The 14285-nt window shown below is 42.0% G+C and carries 13 protein-coding genes, 10 tRNA genes and 2 rRNA genes; 1 reads left to right on the forward strand and 24 read right to left on the reverse strand.

The genetic code is table 11. From position 1 onward, the window contains the following. Nucleotides 1-3: 3 nt before the first annotated feature. The 11 genes from PQ511_RS20495 to sigW form a co-directional block, all read right to left on the reverse strand. Nucleotides 4-672: a response regulator transcription factor gene (locus PQ511_RS20495; RefSeq protein ID WP_273853848.1), complete on the reverse strand. Its 669-nt coding sequence runs from the start codon at nt 670-672 to the stop codon at nt 4-6. A gap of 6 nt (nt 673-678) precedes the next feature. Further along, nucleotides 679-1227 carry a ferric reductase-like transmembrane domain-containing protein gene (locus PQ511_RS20500; protein ID WP_273853849.1) on the reverse strand — a complete coding sequence of 183 codons (549 nt, stop codon included), beginning with the start codon at nt 1225-1227 and terminating at the stop codon, nt 679-681. Continuing rightward, a complete protein-coding gene (locus tag PQ511_RS20505) occupies nt 1218-2123 on the reverse strand; it encodes an FAD:protein FMN transferase (protein WP_273853850.1) in 906 nt (301 codons plus the stop codon). The genes PQ511_RS20500 and PQ511_RS20505 overlap by 10 nt, the downstream gene beginning before the upstream one ends. Beyond that, the gene (locus PQ511_RS20510; protein WP_273853851.1) at nt 2120-2392 is read right to left on the reverse strand and encodes a hypothetical protein; all 273 of its coding nucleotides are present in this window, start codon (nt 2390-2392) and stop codon (nt 2120-2122) included. Before PQ511_RS20510 ends, PQ511_RS20505 begins: the two co-directional genes overlap by 4 nt. Before the next feature lie 147 nt (nt 2393-2539). Then, a complete protein-coding gene (locus PQ511_RS20515; protein ID WP_273853852.1) occupies nt 2540-4102 on the reverse strand; it encodes a hypothetical protein in 1563 nt (520 codons plus the stop codon). 145 nt (nt 4103-4247) lie between these two features. After that, complete coding sequence (gene glmS, locus PQ511_RS20520; RefSeq protein ID WP_273853853.1) at nt 4248-6053, reverse strand: glutamine--fructose-6-phosphate transaminase (isomerizing); 1806 nt, start codon at nt 6051-6053, stop codon at nt 4248-4250. A gap of 481 nt (nt 6054-6534) precedes the next feature. Then, nucleotides 6535-7878: a phosphoglucosamine mutase gene (gene glmM / locus PQ511_RS20525; RefSeq protein ID WP_273853854.1), complete on the reverse strand. Its 1344-nt coding sequence runs from the start codon at nt 7876-7878 to the stop codon at nt 6535-6537. Between the two features lie 36 nt (nt 7879-7914). Next, nucleotides 7915-9153, reverse strand: coding sequence for a CdaR family protein (locus tag PQ511_RS20530; protein WP_273853855.1), 1239 nt, complete (start codon nt 9151-9153; stop codon nt 7915-7917). After that, entirely contained in the window at nt 9153-9971 is an 819-nt protein-coding gene (gene cdaA, locus PQ511_RS20535) for a diadenylate cyclase CdaA (protein ID WP_224591517.1), read from the reverse strand. The genes PQ511_RS20530 and cdaA overlap by 1 nt, the downstream gene beginning before the upstream one ends. Before the next feature lie 206 nt (nt 9972-10177). Beyond that, nucleotides 10178-10807: an anti-sigma factor family protein gene (locus PQ511_RS20540; RefSeq protein WP_273853856.1), complete on the reverse strand. Its 630-nt coding sequence runs from the start codon at nt 10805-10807 to the stop codon at nt 10178-10180. Between the two features lie 16 nt (nt 10808-10823). Continuing rightward, entirely contained in the window at nt 10824-11387 is a 564-nt protein-coding gene (sigW, locus tag PQ511_RS20545) for an RNA polymerase sigma factor SigW (RefSeq protein WP_273853857.1), read from the reverse strand. Between the two features lie 219 nt (nt 11388-11606). Here sigW and PQ511_RS20550 point away from each other — a divergent pair, with 219 nt between their 5' ends. Further along, nucleotides 11607-11816, forward strand: coding sequence for an aspartyl-phosphate phosphatase Spo0E family protein (locus PQ511_RS20550; RefSeq protein WP_273853858.1), 210 nt, complete (start codon nt 11607-11609; stop codon nt 11814-11816). A 22-nt stretch (nt 11817-11838) separates the two neighbouring features. Here the strand turns inward: PQ511_RS20550 and rocF are convergent, their stop codons facing one another. The 13 genes from rocF to PQ511_RS20615 all read right to left on the reverse strand — a co-directional run. After that, nucleotides 11839-12741, reverse strand: a complete 903-nt coding sequence (gene rocF / locus PQ511_RS20555) for an arginase (RefSeq protein ID WP_273853859.1) — start codon at nt 12739-12741, stop codon at nt 11839-11841. Nucleotides 12742-12989: 248 nt separating this feature from the next. Continuing rightward, nucleotides 12990-13065: transfer RNA gene (locus PQ511_RS20560), tRNA-Ala, on the reverse strand. A 3-nt stretch (nt 13066-13068) separates the two neighbouring features. Next, nucleotides 13069-13142: transfer RNA gene (locus tag PQ511_RS20565), tRNA-Gly, on the reverse strand. Nucleotides 13143-13152: 10 nt separating this feature from the next. After that, nucleotides 13153-13227: transfer RNA gene (locus PQ511_RS20570), tRNA-Gly, on the reverse strand. A gap of 3 nt (nt 13228-13230) precedes the next feature. Beyond that, nucleotides 13231-13306 (reverse strand) — tRNA-Lys (locus tag PQ511_RS20575). A gap of 4 nt (nt 13307-13310) precedes the next feature. Then, nucleotides 13311-13395, reverse strand: a tRNA-Tyr gene (locus tag PQ511_RS20580). 15 nt (nt 13396-13410) lie between these two features. Further along, nucleotides 13411-13486 (reverse strand) — tRNA-Thr (locus PQ511_RS20585). A 75-nt stretch (nt 13487-13561) separates the two neighbouring features. Beyond that, nucleotides 13562-13637, reverse strand: a tRNA-Val gene (locus PQ511_RS20590). 24 nt (nt 13638-13661) lie between these two features. After that, nucleotides 13662-13736 (reverse strand) — tRNA-Glu (locus PQ511_RS20595). A 6-nt stretch (nt 13737-13742) separates the two neighbouring features. Beyond that, nucleotides 13743-13818, reverse strand: a tRNA-Thr gene (locus PQ511_RS20600). 4 nt (nt 13819-13822) lie between these two features. Next, a tRNA-Asn gene (locus tag PQ511_RS20605) sits at nt 13823-13897 on the reverse strand. Between the two features lie 10 nt (nt 13898-13907). Continuing rightward, nucleotides 13908-14024, reverse strand: a 5S ribosomal RNA gene (gene rrf / locus PQ511_RS20610). Nucleotides 14025-14156: 132 nt separating this feature from the next. Further along, nucleotides 14157-14285 (reverse strand): 23S ribosomal RNA (locus PQ511_RS20615); the annotation flags it as partial.

Consider the following 14285-nt stretch of genomic DNA (forward strand, 5'->3'; position numbering starts at 1 on the left):
CCATCATCCGATTTGATACCCTACATTTCGAATACTTTGTATCGCTTTGTCAGCTTTTGCATCTTTAAGCTTTTTCCGTGTTAACTTGACCAGCGCATCAAGATTGTTATTTGACACATCCGCATCGAATCCCCATATACGATCGATAAGTTGTTCTCTTGTAAGCACCCGCCCTGCGTTTGCCATTAGAAATTCTAGTAACTGATATTCTTTATAGGTCAGTAAAACGTGTTCTTCAAATACCTGTAGAGAGTGAGCAGTTCGATTTAACTCCAAAGACCCTACGCGAATAATATCTTCTTGGAAGGTCTTTACTGAGCGCCTTGCAAGCGCTCGAATCCGGGCAAACAACTCATTAAAATCGAATGGCTTTACAACATAATCATCCGCTCCAGAATCAAGGCCAACGATCCGATCATCAACGCTATCTCTAGCCGTCAACATGAGAATGGATACACCACAACCTTCTTTTCGAAGTGCTGTGCATACCTCCTCTCCTGTCAGTTCTGGCATCATCCAATCAAGGATGACAACATCATACACTTCAGCCATCGCATAATCGAGAGCCGATTGGCCATCCATGACCCAATCCACTTTATGAAATTCTTTCTTTAACTTATGGACGAGAAGACGACCTAGTTTCGCTTCATCTTCTGCAAGTAATAGTTTCATTCCCAATCATCCTTCCTGAACCACCGTCCTCTTCTTGAACGCCATACGCATTCTTTTATAAAGGAATGTAGCGGTTATGAGAACTGACGTAGCAACATAAATCATTAGCACCAGTGAAGATGTAGCGTCAGTGCCAATTAAGACACCGTGAATAAGAGCAAGGAGATAAGCTGGTAATGAAAATAAATGAATCTTTTTCCACACTGATCTCCCTACTTTCTTCATCATATCCGAAGAAAGTAAAATGAGAAAGACTCCATAAAAAGCAAGCGTCCCTATTCCATTCAAGACTCGGTGCTCATCAGACATAAATGGTACAAATATTTCATACCACTCGTAGCTAACATACCGATCATATAGTAAGATCACGGCATGAAATACGATTACTAAAAAGCCAAGCCAACCTGTGGTTTGATGAAAGAAATACAACCGACTTTTCCACTCCTTTTTTAAAGTGAGCGAGCTATGCAAAAGTCCAGCAAATATAGAGAAAAACAACAAAACAAACGACGTAAGGCCAGAAGCTCTCGTCCACTCCCACGTTGTCAAGACCATGCCGTTTCCACTCCTTCACAATAATCTTTGATATTTTTTGTCATGACTATCCTTTGGTTTTTAGTAATCAGTATAGCTGCAATCGTTAATTTTTTATCTGCAATCCAGTTTTCCGCAGATGCTACATCCATCATACAAAGCACCTTTGCATACACTTCTGCTTCTCGAACATTTGCTCCAAGCACCGTAACTTGTACAACGTCTGAAACAGAGTTTTTTCCAGTACGGCCGTTTAATAAATGATGTACCTCGCCATCTGTCGTTTGCCAGCGACGATGGGCAACGCTGGATGTAGCCATAGCCCCAGTGCTCATTCTCAATCGCACAACATCCGTGTCAAAACGAAAAGGATTGATCACTCCGATAACAATAGGTTTTTCAAATGAAAAACGAAGATCTCCTCCTCCATCGATAAACCGCTCCTTTCCTTTTGTCATACAATAGACTTCATCTACGCTCCACCCTTTCACAAAACCACCAAGATCGATAGAAACATCCTTCTTCTTTTTGATCATTGCTTTCTCAGAGTGAAACAAGAGAGGCGATTCTTTTAAAGGTTTATTGATTATCTTTTGTTCAAACCCACTCTTGCTCAAATCCGAAAAGGTTTTATCATATCCTAGAGCCCCTAATTGCTCACCAAGATATGGGTTAAAAAAAGAATCCGTACTAAGCCGATACCCTTCAGCTAAGTGTAAAATATCGTAAAACTCTTGAGAAATCGGAACCCATTCCTCAGAGATCTCCAATTGATTCACCTGAGATAGCTCACTTTCTTCTCTAAAGCGCGAATAGTTCTTTTCTACCTTATAAAGCCAACTCTCTACTGCTAAAGCATTACTAGCTTCAACACGGAAAGTAGTTCCCATACAAGGAAATGTTACCTTCTTACTCATGAATGCGTCGTCCTTCGTTCAGAAGGTTCAAAACCTTGACTTGATTGCTCTTCATCCTGGTCGCTCCCACTATTGGCATCAAATTCAAAACCTCGCCCTTCACTGCTTCGACTTTGATAACGATCGCCTTCTTCTGTATAACTAACCTCTGTTTCATTAGAATGAGCGTTCACATCAGGGGAATGAGTTTGTACAAACCCAATAAATGAAGCTGCCGTTACAGCAGCGGTTACACCCGAAAACCACTTCACGCTTGTCTGTCTTTTCATTTCCATCCCTCCAACATACTTTCTACAAAAGATAGCAAGAAGAAATGAAATTTAGCTGAAATTTATGTAAGGACTAGATGAATACATAAAAAACGTGTAAGCTTTTCAGCCCTACACGTTATGAATAAGTTTATCCCGCAATTGTTATTACGGTCTGTCGCTACAATTCCCAATAAAGGTTTGAGGAGTAACGGCAGAAGTAAAAGTTGTAGTAAACGTAGAACCTGTTCCATTGTTAGCTGAGACCGTCCACGTAGCAATCCCTCCAGTAAGAGAGATGCTAATGAAGACATCAAATATTCCTGTTAACCCTGAAGTTCCACTTGCTAAAGCACTACCTTCAAGAGTTGCCTGGGTGTTACCAGTACAAGAGATGCGTATACGACGACCTTGAGTAAGGTTAAATGTCGTGCCTCCTGAAGCGAATGATACGCTAAAGCTGTCTACAGCTGTATTACAGTTTGGTCCTGCAGTGTAACACTGTACAGCTGAGACATTAATTGTACCGGCAAGTATAGAAGGAGGAACGCCCGGTCTTGTTAGCGTAGCAGTAGCTGGCGCACTTCCACCTGCCACCCCAATTAAAAACTTACAAGGACAAGGAGGTTCAGGTATTGGACAATCGACTTCCACACCCACTTCAGCAGAAGCTGAGTTAAGACCTGATACGGCGGTAGCCATAATAACGACTGAGGTCAAAGAGGTGCCATCTGGAACCGTAATCGTTTGAGTGAAAAATCCACTTGCATTAGTGGTTGTAGGCGGGATGGAGAGACCGGCACTTGGATCCTCAACAAAGGTTACTGTCGCGCCAGAAACGCCCATGCCATTACAGACAAACGTACCTGAAATGGTTCCAGTACAAGCAACCACTGGAGATGGTGTAACGGTTAGACCTGTAATGGAACAGGTGTTAAGACAAACGACATTAACAGTAGCGTTCGTCGTTAAACTAAGACCAGGTGCTGACGCTGTAATCGTAACATTCGTAAGCGAAGTACCACTGGCAATGTTCACACCTGTTGCGAAATCCCCTTCCGAGTCTGTCACCACACCAGCGGGGTTAAACGTAACTGCGCCACTACTACTTGTTAGCGTAACAGGTACTCCATCAACTGGCTGACCGTTACAAGCAATTCTTCCTTCTACAAGACCTGCGCATGTAATTGGACTTGTTGAAGTAAATAGGTCAATGGTACAAGTCTGAAGCGGACAAGAAACAACGGTTGAGAGCGTTCTCGTTACAAGGCTCTGTCCTACTGTTGCCTCTGCTGTAATAAGGATCGTCGTCTCGTCAGTGCCAGCTGGAATGAAGACTGTAGTTGAATATTGACCGTTTTGATCTGTGACCACAGGATTTGGTGCAAAGCTTGCCAATCCTAAATTATCAGTAAGGCTAACAGAAACACCTGGAATAGGAATTCCGTTACATGTAACTTCTCCAAGAATTGTATCCGTACAATTAATGACTGCTGGCACCGATACAGCTACAATACAGGTTTCTCCACCTGGAGGGAAAGAGATCGATAGTACATCGTTACAATCCAGTACTAAGGAATCCCCATTAGGAGATACTCCATAAACACATTGATCCTTTAGGCTTAGAAAAGTAAGAGGAAGCGCGATTCCACTCCTTAAGGTAACAATAATAAATGTTCCAGGAGTAATGTTTTTAAATCGCCTACAAAGACAGCTAAGACTTCTTTTCAACTTTTGATTACTCCTTTTCTACACTTTTACTCCTATAGTATGAGTAAGAAGAAAAAGAGGTTGTACCAATACCCACTTTTATAAATCTCCCATATATAAAGGCCCATTCCTCTAAGAGGAATGGGCCTTTAAGAATGAATTGCCTTTACTCAACCGTTACTGATTTAGCTAGGTTTCTTGGCTTATCAACGTCGCATTCTCTGTGCAGCGCTGCATAGTAAGCAAGCAACTGAAGCGGCACAACTGAAGCGAGTGGCGTAAGATGCTCATGCACTTCATCAAGGACAATGGTGTCGCCTTCTTCTTCAAGTCCTGCAAGAGAGATAATGCATGGAGATGCACCACGGGAAACCACTTCCTGTACGTTGGAACGGATGCTTCCATTGACATGCTTCTGTGTTGCAAGTGCAATCACAGGCGTGCCTTTTTCGATAAGTGCAATCGTACCGTGCTTCAACTCACCGCCAGCAAAGCCTTCAGCTTGAATATAAGAAATCTCTTTAAGCTTAAGCGCACCTTCAAGACAGACATAATAGTCCACACCGCGGCCAATAAAGAACGCATTACGCGTAACAGATAGGAAGTTACGAGCAACTGTTTCAATCATTTCTTTTTGGTCAATCATGGATTCCATTGCAGTAGCAACGATTCCAAGCTCCTGAATTGGGTTGAAGTCAAGTTTCATGCCTTTCGCCTGTGCTGTATCAACAGCAAGCAGTGTTAGCACAGCCATTTGTGCAGTGTAGGCTTTTGTAGATGCAACCGCGATCTCAGGTCCTGCATGCGTGTGCAGCGTGTAATCCGCTTCACGAGATAGCGTGGATCCAGGAACGTTCGTGATGGTAAGAGATTTAAACCCTTTCTTCTTCACGTTCACAAGGACACCGCGACTATCTGCCGTTTCACCACTTTGTGAAATAAAGATAAAGAGTGGTTTCGCTGAAACAAGCGGCATATTATATAGGAACTCACTTGCGATGTGCACTTCAACCGGCACTTCTGCAATGTTTTCGATTAACTGTTTCCCAACGAGACCTGCATTGTAGCTTGTGCCACATGCAATAATGTAAATGCGATCCGTTTCTTTCATCGCTTCACGAATATCTTCATCAAGCTTGATGTTATCATTCTCGTCTTTATACTTCGTAATGATGTTCCGAATCGCAAGCGGCTGCTCGTCAATTTCTTTCAGCATGTAGTGAGGGTATGTGCCCTTTTCGATATCACTAGCGTCAATTTCAGCCGTGAATGGCTCGCGCTCCATAACGTTTCCATTCATATCTTTAATTGTAACTGAATCACGTTTGACGATGACTACCTCTTCATCCATTAGCTCGATGAATTTACTTGTTACTTGAAGCATAGCCATTGAGTCACTTGCTACAACGTTGAAATCATCGCCGATTCCAACTAGAAGCGGACTCTTATTTTTCGCTACGTATAGCGTTTCTGGATTATGATTGTCAATGAGTGCAAGTGCATAAGAACCGTGAAGTTCATTCAATGTTTGATGAAAAGCATCTTCAACAGACATGTTATTGTCTTCAACAAGACGTGCGATCAGTTGAACAACAACCTCCGTATCTGTTGCACTTACAAAATCAACTTCGGATAAGAAGTCACGTTTGATTTGTTGATAGTTTTCAATTACTCCGTTATGAACAAGAGTGAAACGTTCAGTTGTGCTCTGATGTGGGTGAGCATTTACCTGACTTGGTTCACCGTGTGTTGCCCAACGTGTATGTCCAATACCCGCTGTTGCTTCCACACTAGTATCCACCCTTTTTCTTAGATCGGCAATGCGACCTTTTTCTTTAAAGAGGTGAAGACCCCCGTCATTAAGAAGCGCAATACCCGCAGAGTCATACCCTCGGTATTCAAGCTTCTCCAGACCTCGTAATAGAATTTCTTTAGCGTCTTGATTTCCAATATATCCAACAATACCGCACATGTAAAAGTCCTCCTTCAATTGAAGGAGCAGGTGTACATCGGGGCAGACCTGCCCCTTCTTTTCCGATTAATTGCTATTTTGTCACCATAGTTTTGCTTTTGTTCAGAAAGTCACCTCTCTGTTTTTCACAAAACCATGCGATTGTGGTGAAGCAATCGAGAGGTATCCGCCGATAATCGATAAACCTCTTCCTCGTCAACTGTTTTCTTCCGTTCGAAAAACAGTCCAGGCGCTTTTTTTCAAAGTAACCTAACTTCCCTCTCTTTCCCTTCTAGAATAAAAACCAAACACACTTCTATATTATATCAATTGTAAAAAGATGGTCAATTCTTTTTTTCTTAGAATAAGTCGCTCTTATTCTAGATAGCTCTATTTTGCCTCATCTTAATAGAAAAAAATTCTCTATATAAAAAAGTATGCACATGCAGCTATTTTGTGCTGCACATGCATACCTTTCGTACAAAATCTTTATTTTTGTCGATTATGCGCCAAGTTCTTCTTTCACCATGGATACAACGCGATTAACGTACTCATCACAAAGCTCTTTCGTAGGTGCTTCCGCCATTACTCGTACAAGCGGCTCTGTTCCAGATGGACGAACGAGAATGCGACCTTCGCCGTTCATATCACTTTCTACCTGCTGAATGGTTTCTTGAATGCGCTCATTTGAATCCACTTTGTTTTTATCCGTCACCTTTACATTCACAAGAGATTGAGGATATTTTTTCATTTCGCCAGCAAGCTCCGAAAGCGGTTTGTTGGTTACTTGCATAATGTTAGCAAGCTGAAGCGCTGAGAGCATGCCATCACCTGTTGTAATGTGATCAAGGAAAATAATGTGTCCAGACTGCTCTCCCCCAAGGTTGTAGCCCTCTTTACGCATTTCTTCCATTACATAACGATCGCCTACTTTCGTTTGTAGCGAAGTAACACCTGACTCTTCCATCCCTTTATGGAATCCAAGATTACTCATGACAGTGGAAACAACCGTATCATGACGCAAACGCTTTTGATCTTTCATGAATTTAGCACAGATAAACATAATCTGGTCGCCATCAACAATGTCTCCATTTTCATCAACAGCGATAAGACGATCTCCGTCTCCATCAAATGCAAAGCCTACATTAGCATTCTTTTCTTTCACAAATTTAGCTAGTGTCTCTGGGTGCGTCGATCCAACCCCGTCATTAATATTCGTACCTGTTGGGTTTGTACCGATCGTAGAAATATCAGCTTCAAGATCAGCGAACAAGTGAGCCGCAAGAGACGATGTAGCACCGTGAGCACAATCAAGCGCAATATGAAGACCAGAAAAGTCTTCATCCACTGTTTGCTTCAGATATTGAAGGTACTTCTGACAACCTTCGAAGTAATCACTCACAATACCTAAATCAGCACCAGTCGGACGAGGAACATGATCTTCATCACTGTCAATTAAAGCCTCGATTTCTGCTTCTTGCGCATCCAATAATTTAAATCCATCCGGTCCAAAAAATTTGATGCCGTTATCGCCAACCGGGTTATGAGAAGCGGATATCATGACTCCTGCTTGTGCGCTAAGAGCTTTTGTTAAATGAGCTACGCCTGGTGTTGAAATGACGCCAAGACGCATGACTTCAGCCCCTATAGAAAGCAGACCAGCAACGAGCGCTCCTTCGAGCATGTATCCAGAGATCCGTGTATCCCGTCCAATTAAAATCTTTGGTTTTTCTACATCTTTTGTTAGAACATAACCACCAAAACGGCCTAGTTTAAATGCAAGTTCTGGGGTAAGCTCTGTATTCGCTATCCCTCTCACACCGTCAGTACCAAAATATTTACCCATTGATTTACTCTCTCCTTTATTATCACGCAGTCCCTGTTAGGACGAACTATTCTCTATTTTCAGCTTAACCTTTGTATCCGAACCTGACCAACGTACATATGATGGCCCGTTCCACTGTAATTCGAGTTCGTGATCTCCTTCAGACAAGCCACTTGCATCAATATAAGCCTGAAAGTCTCCATTCTGAATGTTATCAAGGACACTGGATACACCATAAAGGGTCAGATTCGTTGAACCTTGCTCCGGTTGTGATATATTTGCTGTTAAGCCATCAGAGATTCCGGTGACTTTAATCGGGACATCTTCAAATGCTTTTTCGTCCTCTTTACCAACTGTAATTTTTGCTTTTACTTTCTCAGGATCCACTTTTTTCATTCCATCAGGAACCGGCACATCGAGTTCAATGGTTGTATCTTTCGTAATCTCTGATACATCAAGCGGTATACCATCAAGGAACTCTAGCTTTTTCAGTTCCTCTTCCGGACCAAAGACTGAGACTTCCTTAGGTTCAATTTCAATTGATGAAATACTAGTACCTTCAGGAAGCTTGCCTTTTTGATCAAGCTTAATTGGCACCTTCTTGTAAGGAGCTTTCACTGGTACCTTCACATCAACAACGGCAGGATCAATTGACAATCCTTGTATTTCTTCCATATTCGCATCGTATACATTTAGTGTAATTCTTTCATTCACTTCTTCTTTTGCACCGCTAACATTCACGTATCCCCTCACAAAAGCAACTTGTTCAAGTTTTGAGCTTGCACCTGTGACCGTAACGGTCTTTGGTGAAACAATTGGCTCTTCTGTCGAATACCCTTCAGGGAGTTCTTCTGCCTTTAATAAGTTGATTCCAGCCTGGAACGTGTTCGATTTTTTCTCTTCAATGGTGACGGACACTCGAACCGGATCAATCGTCACATCTACGTTTTCTGGAAAATCTCGATGCTTCACTGTTACAAGATGTTGACCAGGCGTGAGGTTTCGTAAATCCACATAAATTTCTTTGTTTGTCAGCTTCGATAACATTAAACCATCTGTCCGCCCTTCAACAAGAACATCTACTGTTTCTGGCAAATCCGATACAACAACGTTCTCTTCATCATAGAGAACCTCAAGTTCCATATTCGGTATCCGTTCTGATTCAGTCTGAGGCTGTAAAACACCATTTGTATTTGATGTTGAAGCATCAGGCATTGCAACGATCGTATAAAGCATGAGAGCGAGAAGAAAAGAGATGATTTTGACAAACCAATTACTCGTCAACAATTTGTCCATTACTTTTTCCCCCTCCAATTACTAAAACGGTTGGAAGTCTCGGTTTTTGATACAGACGGATTCAATTCAGCATTAAGCAAGTCACGTAAAGCCTCTTCAGATAAATTTCGATGAAGTTCCCCGTTCTTTGTCAGTGAGATACTCCCTGTCTCTTCAGAAACAACAAGTGTTAAGCTATCTGTCACTTCACTAATACCAAGGGCAGCTCGATGCCTCGTACCAAGCTCCTTCGAAATAAAAGGGCTCTCTGATAAAGGCAAATAGCAAGCGGCAGCAAGAATTTCATCTTTCTTTAAAATGACTGCTCCGTCATGAAGTGGCGTATTCGGAATAAAAATGTTAATTAAAAGCTCCGAAGTCAGTTTAGCATTCATGGGAATTCCTGTCTCTACATAATCATTCAATCCAGTTTCACGCTCAATGGAAAGCAAAGCTCCAATTCTTCGTTTCGCCATATAGGATGACGACTTAATGATGGCTTCAACCATTTTATTCGTCTCTTCTTCTTCAACAGCTGATCGAGCAAATAATCGCCCACGTCCTAACTGTTCAAGGGCTCTCCGAAGCTCTGGTTGAAAGATAATAATAATCGCAAGCAGTCCATAGAGCACGACCCGCTCCAAAATCCAGTGCAGGGTATTCAGCTCGAAAAAGCTACTTAAAAACCAGGCTGCAATAATAACGGTTATTCCCTTAAGAAGCTGAACAGCCTTCGTGCCGCGAATAAGCATAATAATTTTATATATCACATACGTAACGAGTAAAATATCAATAATCTCAGTTATGTAATCGAGTACGTTTACATTTCCAACAGGCAGCACGGCTCTTCCTCCAAACGTATTGTATTTAGCCTGAAGTTCACTTCAATTGCATTGCTAATATACATTTGTAACTTTTTAATTATATCATATTTTTGACAACTTCAAAAAAATGCACTCATAAACAGAGTGAATGACACAGGATAACTTTTAAAGAAAATGAAACAGATTTAGCTAAAAAAAAAGTAAACCGCCTATCAGACGATTTACTTTTTATCTTCACTTGAAAAGAGATTTCCGATATCATGCAAAAGATGTTTAAATTGATACCAAGTCCAGTCTAAAATATGATCGACTTCTTCAATCTCTCCTGTTACCTGTCCAGCTGAGGCCATATACTGTTCGCCATTAATAACCAGGACATCTCCTTTAACTTGGCCATCTATTTCAAGATTGCGATTTTTAACCGTTAAATCGCCCTCAATCACTTCACCCTCAGGAACAATCACTGTGTTGGTTTCCTGATCAAATCTTAAATTCCCAGACAAGGCAGATAATTGATCCTCACTCGTCCAGGAGGAATAAACGGAACCCGCCATTAAAACAAGGAATAAGATTGCAGCTGTAACCAATGGATGTGACTTCATCCATCTCTTCATCCACACCGTGCGCTTCTCTTGTGGTAGTTGCTCCATTACCTTTGATGTAAAACCATCGGGTGCCTTCATAGAAGGCGAGCTGAGGAGAAACGATTCCGTTTTCTTCAATTCGTCATAATGTTCTTTGCAATCATGACACGTTTGCAAATGATCAAATAGCTCACGGCGTTGTTCGTTCGTAGCTTCTTCATCAAGCACTTCATGCATGAGGACAATTATTTCAGCAGGGCATTTCATAGCTTCTCCCCCTTTCTCACTGCTCGCGAAGCTGCTTTCTAAGTGCTTCTCTCCCCCGATGAATACGGGTTTTGACTGTACCAACTGGTAAATCGAGAATCTCACTAATCTCCTTGAGCGATAATTCTTGGATATACTTTAACGTTATAGCACTTCGATATTTTGCTGGCAAGCTTAAAATGGCTTGATGAATGCCTTCTTGTGCTTCTAAAGAAACCACTTCTTCTTCAGGTAATGGTTCTTCTGTAGAAACTTGAGAATACATCGTTAGCCCCTCTGTACCAGCTACTTCAGCGTCAAGATAATAATCCGGCTTCTTTTTTCGCATTCGATCAATAGACAAGTTTGTGGCAATCCGATATAACCAGGTCGAGAATTTACGGTCGATCTGGTAGCGATCAATATTCGTATAGGCACGTATAAATGCCTCCTGAGCCACGTCCTCAGCCTCCTGTCTATTGCCTAGCATTCGGTAAGTAAGAGCAAAGACTCGATCTTTATAAAGCTCTACTAGCTCTCCAAATGCATTATGATCCCCTTTTCTTACTTTTAAAACGATTCGCTTTACTATCGCGTCCATGTTTTCTCAACCCCCGCTGATTCCTGCGGCTATTATAGTTACGTATCAGGAAAAACAAAGTTTCATTTTTTTTGAAAAAAAATTATATGATCTTTTCCTATTCTATCACGTTTGAAATGCGCTTTAGAATGGAAATACATAATTTTCTAGAAAAAGAAGTTTATTTTATATGTAACTTGGGTAATAAGGGTATAAATTATTGAAAGGGTGGTTCGGCTCATGGAAAGGTTGAATCGAAAAATAAGCTTTCAAATTGGATCGGAAAAAGAACATTTACTGAAAGAAATTGAAGCTTCACGTAATAAAATGAACTTATTAGCACGAAATCAGCCTCTTAGTTCTTCAGAAATTATTGAAATCAGCACTTATCTTGATTATCTTTTAAACGAATATGATCAGCGTTGGAATAAAAAAACAGCAGCTTTCTAATGAAGAAAGCCGCTGTTTTTATTTATTTTAATTTTTCGCCAAACAAAGATCCCATTAAAGCAACAGCCACTGTAGCCGTCTTATTTTTTTCATCTAAAATCGGATTTACTTCCACAAATTCAGCCGATGTTAAAATATCAGCTTCTGCTAGCATTTCCATGGCAAGATGACTTTCGCGATAGCTGATTCCACCAAGTACTGGCGTTCCTACTCCCGGTGCATCGTGAGGATCAAGTCCATCAAGGTCCAGGCTTAAATGTACACCATCAGTACCCTTAGACACATACTCAATCGCTTCTTCCATTACTTTCGTCATACCCATTCGATCTATTTCATGCATGGTATAAACTTTAATGCCTTTTTCTTTAATCAATTCGCGCTCTCCCTCATCAAGTGAACGGGCTCCAATAATCACAATGTTCTCTGGTTTAATCTTAGGAGTATATCCTGAAATTCCAGTTAAGGATTCATCCCCGATACCAAGACTTACGGCAAGCGGCATTCCGTGAATATTTCCAGATGGTGATGTCTCAGAATTGTTTAAATCACCATGTGCGTCATACCAGATCACACCTAAATTATCATAATTACGAGCTACACCCGCAAGTGTACCAATCGCAATACTATGATCTCCACCAAAAACAAGTGGAAAACGTTTTCGATTTATAACGTCATGAACCACATTAGAAAGCTTTTCGCTTGCATCAGCCACTTCCTTTAAGTTCTTTAACTGATGATCCTGATCTTCTGGTCGTTTTTCTGGTCTTCCGATCTCAATGTCTCCAAGATCTTCAATCTCATAACTCAACTTTGTTAAACGTTCTACAATTCCTGCATATCGAATGGCGCTCGGTCCCATATCCACCCCGCGTCTCATTTGGCCAAGATCCATTGGTACACCGATAATTGAAAGTTCATGATTCATTATGTAGTCCTCCTCGTATCCTAGTCTAGCTCTATTTTACCCAGATCTCGGTAAATGACTCAACCAGACACAAAACACGAATAAATATTCATACAATTACGTAAATTGGAAGGTTTTACGGATAATTATGAAGGGAGGTAGGAAATAGTTTAAGGAGAAATGTGGTTAGAGAGTAACTTGTAAAATAGAGGTGTCAGTCACAATTAAATTCAACCATAAAAAAAACCCTAAACAAGGTTTAAGGAAATTGGTGGAGCCTAGCGGGATCGAACCGCTGACCTCCTGCGTGCAAGGCAGGCGCTCTCCCAGCTGAGCTAAGGCCCCATTTGGAGCGGGTGATGGGGATCGAACCCACGACATCAGCTTGGAAGGCTGAGGTTTTACCACTAAACTACACCCGCATATGAAATTTGGAGCGGAAGACGGGATTCGAACCCGCGACCCCCACCTTGGCAAGGTGATGTTCTACCACTGAACTACTTCCGCATATGGTGAGCCATGAAGGACTCGAACCTTCGACCCTCTGATTAAAAGTCAGATGCTCTACCAACTGAGCTAATGGCTCTTACTGGTGGAGGGGGACGGATTCGAACCGCCGAACCCTGAGGGAGCGGATTTACAGTCCGCCGCGTTTAGCCACTTCGCTACCCCTCCACAAGTGAGAAAAAATGGTGCCGGCCAGAGGACTTGAACCCCCAACCTACTGATTACAAGTCAGTTGCTCTACCAATTGAGCTAGGCCGGCAAAATCATTCAAACTTACAAATAAAAAACAGTGCACTCTACAGAGTACTCCTGAAGGTAAATCAATTATTAAAAATGGTGGAGGATGACGGGCTCGAACCGCCGACCCTCTGCTTGTAAGGCAGATGCTCTCCCAGCTGAGCTAATCCTCCACAGAGTAAAAATGATGTTTATATTGGTGACCCGTACGGGATTCGAACCCGTGTTACCGCCGTGAAAGGGCGGTGTCTTAACCGCTTGACCAACGGGCCATGTCCTGGAGCTTCCAACCGGATTCGAACCGATGACCCCTTCCTTACCATGGAAGTGCTCTACCTGCTGAGCTATGGAAGCATAATGGCTCCACAGGTAGGATTCGAACCTACGACCGATCGGTTAACAGCCGATTGCTCTACCACTGAGCTACTGTGGAATATTGGTCAGCCTGGCAACGTCCTACTCTTGCAGGGGGAGATCCCCCAACTACCATCGGCGCTGAAGAGCTTAACTTCCGTGTTCGGCATGGGAACGGGTGTGACCTCTTCGCCATCATTACCAGACTAATCAATGGTTGATCCACTAGAAAGTGTTTAACCAAGGACAAGATATATCTTACTATATTTCTTTGTAAAGATCAAGAAAAATATTATTCCTTGAAAACTAGATAGCACTCGCAACGTTTTCCAATATAATCGGTTAAGCCCTCGATCGATTAGTATTCGTCAGCTCCACGTGTTGCCACGCTTCCACCCCGAACCTATCTACCTCATCATCTCTAAGGGATCTTACCAGCTTAATGCTGTGGGAAATCTCATCTCGAG

It is taken from the genome of Guptibacillus spartinae (assembly GCF_028610625.1).
In the GTDB taxonomy this organism is placed as follows: domain Bacteria; phylum Bacillota; class Bacilli; order Bacillales; family Guptibacillaceae; genus Guptibacillus; species Guptibacillus spartinae.

Bases quoted from the DNA above. Each gene is read 5' to 3' on its own strand.
- PQ511_RS20495 (WP_273853848.1), bottom strand. From the start codon at position 672: ATGAAACTATTACTTGCAGAAGATGAAGCGAAACTAGGTCGTCTTCTC.
- PQ511_RS20500 (WP_273853849.1), bottom strand. From the start codon at position 1,227: ATGGTCTTGACAACGTGGGAGTGGACGAGAGCTTCTGGCCTTACGTCG.
- PQ511_RS20505 (WP_273853850.1), bottom strand. From the start codon at position 2,123: ATGAGTAAGAAGGTAACATTTCCTTGTATGGGAACTACTTTCCGTGTT.
- PQ511_RS20510 (WP_273853851.1), bottom strand. From the start codon at position 2,392: ATGAAAAGACAGACAAGCGTGAAGTGGTTTTCGGGTGTAACCGCTGCT.
- glmS (WP_273853853.1), bottom strand. From the start codon at position 6,053: ATGTGCGGTATTGTTGGATATATTGGAAATCAAGACGCTAAAGAAATT.
- glmM (WP_273853854.1), bottom strand. From the start codon at position 7,878: ATGGGTAAATATTTTGGTACTGACGGTGTGAGAGGGATAGCGAATACA.
- PQ511_RS20530 (WP_273853855.1), bottom strand. From the start codon at position 9,153: ATGGACAAATTGTTGACGAGTAATTGGTTTGTCAAAATCATCTCTTTT.
- PQ511_RS20540 (WP_273853856.1), bottom strand. From the start codon at position 10,807: ATGAAATGCCCTGCTGAAATAATTGTCCTCATGCATGAAGTGCTTGAT.
- sigW (WP_273853857.1), bottom strand. From the start codon at position 11,387: ATGGACGCGATAGTAAAGCGAATCGTTTTAAAAGTAAGAAAAGGGGAT.
- PQ511_RS20550 (WP_273853858.1), top strand. From the start codon at position 11,607: ATGGAAAGGTTGAATCGAAAAATAAGCTTTCAAATTGGATCGGAAAAA.
- rocF (WP_273853859.1), bottom strand. From the start codon at position 12,741: ATGAATCATGAACTTTCAATTATCGGTGTACCAATGGATCTTGGCCAA.